At 62.8% G+C, this 5815-nt stretch carries 6 protein-coding genes; all 6 read right to left on the reverse strand.

What is annotated here, in order from left to right; translation table 11 throughout:
• A partial coding sequence (locus tag EN879_RS21610) for an ABC transporter permease (protein ID WP_164774504.1) occupies positions 1-751 on the reverse strand: 751 nt, incomplete at its 3' end.
• Positions 748-2295, reverse strand: a complete 1548-nt coding sequence (locus EN879_RS21615) for a sugar ABC transporter ATP-binding protein (protein ID WP_063168516.1) — start codon at positions 2293-2295, stop codon at positions 748-750. The genes EN879_RS21610 and EN879_RS21615, both read right to left, overlap by 4 nt.
• A 79-nt stretch (positions 2296-2374) precedes the next feature.
• Positions 2375-3502, reverse strand: a complete 1128-nt coding sequence (locus EN879_RS21620) for a sugar ABC transporter substrate-binding protein (RefSeq protein ID WP_013530863.1) — start codon at positions 3500-3502, stop codon at positions 2375-2377.
• A 302-nt stretch (positions 3503-3804) separates the two neighbouring features.
• Positions 3805-4833, reverse strand: coding sequence for a LacI family DNA-binding transcriptional regulator (locus tag EN879_RS21625; protein WP_024501536.1), 1029 nt, complete (start codon positions 4831-4833; stop codon positions 3805-3807).
• Positions 4834-4932: 99 nt separating this feature from the next.
• Positions 4933-5262 carry a hypothetical protein gene (locus EN879_RS21630; protein ID WP_063168517.1) on the reverse strand — a complete coding sequence of 110 codons (330 nt, stop codon included), beginning with the start codon at positions 5260-5262 and terminating at the stop codon, positions 4933-4935.
• 21 nt (positions 5263-5283) lie between these two features.
• The coding region (locus tag EN879_RS21635) for an MFS transporter (protein ID WP_164774505.1) at positions 5284-5815 on the reverse strand (532 nt) is incomplete at its 5' end.

The raw sequence follows: 5815 nt of genomic DNA on the forward strand, positions 1-5815 counted from the left end.
AAAACAGCGTGTAGGAGTTGCCGCTGGCATAGGCCGCCTCACCCGTATAGGTGAAGAAGGTCAGGAACAATCCGCCGATCGCCGCCAGCAGGCCGGCCAGCGTGTAGGCGGCGAACTTGCCGCGCCGGATCGGCACACCCGACATGTAGGCCGCCGTCTCCGATGAGCCTGCCGCGTAGGCGGCGCGGCCAAGCACCGAGCGGCTGAACGGCACCCAGATCACCAGCACGATGGCCAGCAGCACGACGAGACTTGCCGGCACCACGCCGAACACACGACCGGTCAGCGCATCGGCCAGGTCCTCATTGACCGAGCCGCCCGGAAATGGCCGCAGCAACAGGCCGATGCCGTAATAGACGGCGCCTGTGGCAATGGTGGCGACAATCGGCTGCAGCCGGCCATAGATGACGATGGCGCCGTTGATGGCGCCGCACAGCAGTCCCACCGCCAGCACGGCGATGACGCCGAGCGTCGTCTGCATCGGCGTTCCCACCACCAGCCACGAAGCCAGGCAGTTGGTGAGGAGAAAAATCATGCCGACGGACAGGTCGATGCCGGCGGTGATCACCACCAGCGTCTGCGCCATGGCGACGAAGGCGAGCAGCACGCCCTTGTTGGCCGCCGTCTGCACCACATTGGCGGTGAAGCCGGCCGGATGGTTCGAGGTGTAGATGACGAACATGACGATGAAGATGCCGAACGCCAGCAGCGTTCCGCGCTGCTCGGCCAGCCAGTAGCGCCAATCCTTCATGCGCCCACTCCCAGGCCCACCCGGCTCTCCTCGCCATGGATGTTGAGCGCGCTTGATATCAGCGCCCGCTCGGTGATCTCGGCGCCGACCAGCTCGCGCTTGACCGCCCCGTCATAGAGCACAAGCACACGGTCGCAGCAGCCGATCAGCTCGTCATAGTCGGTCGAGTAGAACAGGATCGCAGCACCCGCGTCGGCCAGTTTGCGCATCAGCTGGTACAGCTCCTGCTTGGTGCCGACGTCGATGCCGCGCGTCGGATCGTTGAGCAGGATGATGCGCGGCTGGCGCATCAGCCATTTGGCGATGACCACCTTCTGCTGGTTGCCGCCCGAAAGCGCGCCGACCGGAATGTCGAGGCCCGCCGTCTTGATCGCCAAAAGACCGACCATGTCGTCGATCAGCCGCTGCTCGGCGGCACGGTCGATGATGCCGGCTTTCGACAACCGGTCGAGCGCGGCGAAGGACAGGTTCTCGCGCACCGTCATCGGCAGCATCAGCCCTTCGGTCTTGCGGTCCTCGGGAATGAGCGCCATGCCGATGCCGTCGTCGCGCGCAACGGATGGACTGGTGATCGACACAGGCTTGCCGTCGATCAGGATCTGGCCGCTGAGGCCGCGCAGCACGCCGAAGAAGGAGAGCAGCAATTCGCGCTGGCCCTGGCCGTCGAGGCCGCCAAGGCCGACCACCTCACCTGCCCTGACGGTCAGCGAGATGTCGTGCAGCCGGTCGGCCCATGAGAGCTTGCGGGCCTCGAGCCTGGGGGCCGCGGCGGCAGGCACGGCCGTCGGCTTGGGCGGAAAGATATGGCTGTATTCGCGGCCGATCATCAGTTCGACCACCTCATTGTCACTCTTCGAGCCGGCTGGATAGCTGGCGACATTGCGGCCGTTGCGGAACACCGTGCACTGGTCCGCCAGTTCGGCGATCTCGTTCATGCGGTGCGAGATGTAAAGCAGCGCCAGCCCTTCCGCGCGCAGCCGCTTCAGCACCGCGAAGATCTTCGAGACATCCGCGGCAGTCAGCGCGGAGGTCGCCTCGTCGAGGATGAGGATGCGCGGCTTGCGTGCCAATGCCTTGGCGATCTCGACCATCTGCCGGCGCGACAATGGCAGGTCCTTGACCAGCGCCAGCGGGTGGATGTCGGCGGCGCCGGCACGAGCAAGTGCTTCTTCGGCGATGCGGCGTTGCGCCTTGCGGTCGATCATGCCGAAGCGTTTGGGCGGGTCGGAAATGACTATGTTGTCGGCAACGCTTAGCTCGGGGACCAGCGACAGTTCCTGGAAGATGCAGACGATGCCGGCCTTATTGGCGGCACCCGGAGAGGCGAAGGTCGCCTCGCGCCCATCCAGAGTCATGCGCCCCTCATCGGGCGCCACGACACCTGCCATGACCTTGATCAGCGTCGATTTGCCGGCGCCGTTTTCACCGAGAATGGCGTGAATGCTGCCGGCTTCGACAACAAGCTCGGCCTTCTCCAGCGCGCGTACACCGCCATAGCGCTTGGATATGCCTTCCATACGAAAGAGCGGAGCCGCACCGTCCATCGGCCCTCCCAGGGCGATTGTGGAATTGAGACAAACGCCGCGGCTCAAGCCGCGGCGCCAGGTGACAGCCAGCGATGATTTACTGGTTTTCCTTGGTCTGACCCATGATTTCCTGGGCGCTGAAATTGATGCCGCAGGTCGGGAAGGAATTGCCGACGAAGAAATTGTCGGATTCCTTGGGGAAGTAATCCGTGCCTTCCTTCATGTTCGGGTCTTCGGCGATCGCCAGCGGCAGCTTCACCTCTTGTGGCACGACTTCGCCTTCGAGTGCGGCGATCGCGGTCTTGATGGCGACGGCGACCTGAGCCGGGCCCGAGCCCGCGGACGAGCACTTCAGCCCGTCGGCTGAATGCGCGGCGCAGAACTTGCGGAAGCCGTTCTCGGTCTCGCCGCCAAACGGCACGAACGGATGCTTGGCGTCGATCATCGCCTGCACGATGCCCGTGTCGCCGCCCTGCCCGGTGATGCCGTCGAACGGACCGTTGGTGGCGATCGCATCCGCGGTCACCTTCTGTGCCACGCCGTCATCCCATTTGCCGGCGACTTCGGTCACGTCCCACTTCTTGCCGGACGCATCGAACACCTCGTGGATGCCGTTGTGACGATCGGTGTCGACGGAGGTGCCGGCGACGCCGCGCACTTCCAGGATCTTGCCGCCGTTCGGTATCTTGCCGACCAGCCACTTGGCCCACAATTCGCCAAGACCCTTCTGATCGACATTGACGTTGATGGCGTCCTTGGTATCGAGAATGTTGTCGAAGGCGACCAGCACGATGCCCGCTTCCTTGGCACGCTTGATGACCGGACCGAAGGCCGTCGGGTTCTGGGCGTCGGTGACGATGGCGTCATAGCCGGAATCGATGAAATTGTTGATCGCCGAGATCTGTGCCGGCACGTCCTCGCCCGTCGAGACGACCTTGAATTCCTTGATCTTGGCTTTGACTTCAGGTTGCGCGGCGTAGGCCTTGGCCGTCTGCACCATCTGGATGCGCCAGGTGTTGGCGATATAGCCATTGGCGAAGGCGATGCGGAACGGCCCTTCCTTCTTGGGATATTTGAAGAATTTGGTCTCTGCGCTCCACGGCGCGAAACAGTCCGCCTGAGCGGCGGGACCCGACACGATTTCGGGTCCGGCGGCCATGGCGGCCGAATTGAGCATGACGAATGCAGTGGCGGCAACGACGCCACCAACGAGTGACTTGATCATCGATAATCCTCCCGATTGCAGTTCTGATTGTTCGTTTCGCAATGCGAATTTTTCGCGCGATGGACCGGCACCTCCCGCCTTGCCATGCGCTTCCTCGGCCGCCCGTGATGGCCGACCCGGTACCTCCCTTGTCGCCGCCAGCGGGGCGAAAACTATCATATTATCCATAATAAACAAGTATTAGTTGTCGCTTATGTATAATAAACAGGTGCGACCTATCGTTCATGCAACTGCCTGTAGGAGATGGTAGCGCTACCAAATCGGCGTGTAAACCGGCATTCGCACAGTCGCTTCTGTGCGTTTCAACGCGCCGTGCTCTCGCGGCGCTTGAGCTCGAAACCGAGATCTACGATCCGTTGCTCCGGTCTTTTGCCGGCGATCGCAGCAAGCGCCATGGCGACGGCACGCCGGCCGATCTCATAACGATGGGTGCGGATGCTGGTGACCGAAGGAAACGCCACCTGCATCATGTCGAGATCGTTGAAACCGACGATGCCGATCGTCTTCGGCACCGCGATCGAGGCGCGATGGCATTCGAACAAGACGCCGAGCGCGATGTCGTCATTGTTGCAGAACACCCCGTCGAGTGTCGGCACCTTGGCCAGCGCGTCGCGGAACATCTCGCGGCCGAGCGACACGCTGGACAGCACCGGCGTGGTGGTGACGAGGCGCGGGTCGAACAGGCCCGCGGCCTCCATCGCCGCGCGATAGCCGGCAAGGCGCCGCTGCGAACGCGGATCCATGCGCGCGCCGATGAAGCCGATGCGGCGATAGCCGGCCTCGATCAGATGCTCGGTCGCCGCCCTCCCGCCATCGAGATGCGAGAAGCCGACCATCATGTCGACCGGATCGGGACCGGTTTCCATCACCTGCACCACAGGGCAGCCGGCACTTTCCAGCAGCTTTCGCGAAGCCGGCGTCTGATCGATGCCGGCGACGATCAGCGCCGCTGGCCGTTGCGAACCGAACAGCTGCAGCAGCCGCTCTTCCTCGAGGCCGGAATAGTGGGTGTTGCCAAGCTGGATGCGGAACGGGCTGGCCGACAGGCTGTCATAGATGCCGCGCACCACCTCGGCGAAGACGTTGTTGGTAAGCGACGGCACCAGCACGCCGAACACCTCGGCGCGCGCCGAGGCCAGCGCCCGGGCATTCGGGTCCGGCACGTAGCCCAGTTCGTCGACAGCGGCCTGGATCTGGCGGCGCAACTCTTCGGAGACACGCTCCGGCTCACGCAGGGCGCGCGACACGGTGATGGCGCCGACACCGGCCTTGCGCGCGACATCCGCGATGGTCGGGCGGCCGCCGCCCCGGCGCGTGCGCGGCTTGGTCAAAATCGAGTCCTCGCAAGATACAGATCGGAAGCCATCGCGCCCGCAGCCGTCATATGTTGGTCAAAGTGGGATATTTATCCGCGCGCTTCCTTCTCGACGCTAGGTCAATGTCCGCTCCCCAAAGAGAAAAATCAGCAGAGAAAGAAGACCAAACGAGACTAAAAATCCGGCCCATGCTCCAAACAGGAGCTTGCGAAGCGATCGGAATTCGTCAGCAACAAGAAATCTGTTGAAACGGCTATTCCTGCGGCCGGCTCGCTCGCTCCAACCAAGTGATCTTTCCTCAGTAGTGTCTACAAGCGCCCCGGTTCTGCCGAGCACCAGGATAATCGAATAGAAAATTGCGGCGGCGCCTGCGAGGCATCCCGCGGCGCAGGCCCACACCGCTATTGTTAGAAGAATGGGCTTACCGTGAAGATCGAGATGCATTTTGTGCGCCCGGAATAAGGCTTAAGCTGCAACCGTCAATGATCGCCGCGACCGCCACAATAACAGAACGATCGCCAGTATATTCAAAATATTCCAGGCAATGCCGTTCAGGAACGCAGCCGCATAAGAGCCGGTCAAATCGTAGATCCAGCCCGACATCCAGCCGCCGATCGCCATGCCGAAGATGGTCGCCATCATGACGATGCCGATACGCTGGCCGGCCTCTCTGGCCGGCATATAATCGCGCACGATGATCGCGTAGCAAGGCACGATGCCGCCCTGCGACAAGCCGAACACCAGTGACACCACATAGAGCGAGGCAAGCCCGTCGAACGGGATGTAGAACAGCAGCGACAGGCACTGCAGGACCGAGCCGATCATCAATGTCCACACGGCGCCGATACGGTCGGCGAGGAAGCCGGACGCCAGCCGGCTGACGACGCCGCCCGCCATCATGATCGACAGCATGTCGGCGCCATGTGCGACGCCGTAGCCAAGGTCCATGCAATAGGCGACGATATGCACTTGCGGCATCGACATCGCCACGCAGCAG

The sequence above is a fragment of the Mesorhizobium sp. M7A.F.Ca.AU.002.02.1.1 genome (assembly GCF_003998535.1).
GTDB classification, from domain to species: Bacteria; Pseudomonadota; Alphaproteobacteria; order Rhizobiales; family Rhizobiaceae; genus Mesorhizobium; species Mesorhizobium ciceri.

Coding starts and splice junctions, on each gene's coding strand:
- EN879_RS21615 (WP_063168516.1), bottom strand. CDS start 2,295: ATGGACGGTGCGGCTCCGCTCTTTCGTATGGAAGGCATATCCAAGCGC.
- EN879_RS21620 (WP_013530863.1), bottom strand. CDS start 3,502: ATGATCAAGTCACTCGTTGGTGGCGTCGTTGCCGCCACTGCATTCGTC.
- EN879_RS21630 (WP_063168517.1), bottom strand. CDS start 5,262: ATGCATCTCGATCTTCACGGTAAGCCCATTCTTCTAACAATAGCGGTG.